This is a genomic window from Exiguobacterium sp. UBA3968, assembly GCF_002385115.1.
In the GTDB taxonomy this organism is placed as follows: domain Bacteria; phylum Bacillota; class Bacilli; order Exiguobacteriales; family Exiguobacteriaceae; genus Exiguobacterium_A.
In genome coordinates, this window is record NZ_DGCW01000013.1 from 367 (window position 1) to 944 (window position 578).

Here is a 578-nt window from a genome sequence, read left to right on the forward strand (position 1 = left end):
AGTTAGCGGATTAGTCGCTTGTTTTTCGTTGAAGACGGGCGCTTCGATTGGTGTCTCAATCGGTTTTGTCCCGACTTTGACGACTTGTTTGATCGGCGTCCGTGTCACTTGGTCATCAATCAGTTTTTTCTCTTTACTAAGACCGTCAGCTAACGTCAATTGATACTTTTTCGTTCGGACACCCGGACGACCTGATGTCGTCACCAGTTGCTCGCCTTCCGGTAAGGTCGGATCCTCGACTTCTTCGATCTCAAACGGAACGAGTTGATCCTGTGTCAACGTCGCACGACGTGTCGTGTTGACCGTAATCAACGTCCCTTCCGTCACGCGGGTATCGGGATTTGGAGCGACCCGATCTTCCTTTTGAAGACGGATTCCTTCCCGTTCTAACAATTCGCGGACCGTCGTTTCATACGTGTAGAGTTGTCGGGCTTTTCCCCCGACGACGAGATCAACGGGAAAAGCTTCGCGGTACCGCACCGTCATACCACTCGTCAATACAGCGTTAGAAGACGGATAGATATCATCCGTGTCGGCTTTCTTGATACCGCGCTCTGCAAGTAGATCCTTTACTTGAC

1 protein-coding gene is annotated in these 578 nt (G+C 50.7%); it reads right to left on the reverse strand.

From position 1 onward, the window contains the following. The coding region (locus B3S86_RS15255; protein WP_290754308.1) for a G5 domain-containing protein at window positions 1-578 on the reverse strand (578 nt) is incomplete at both ends.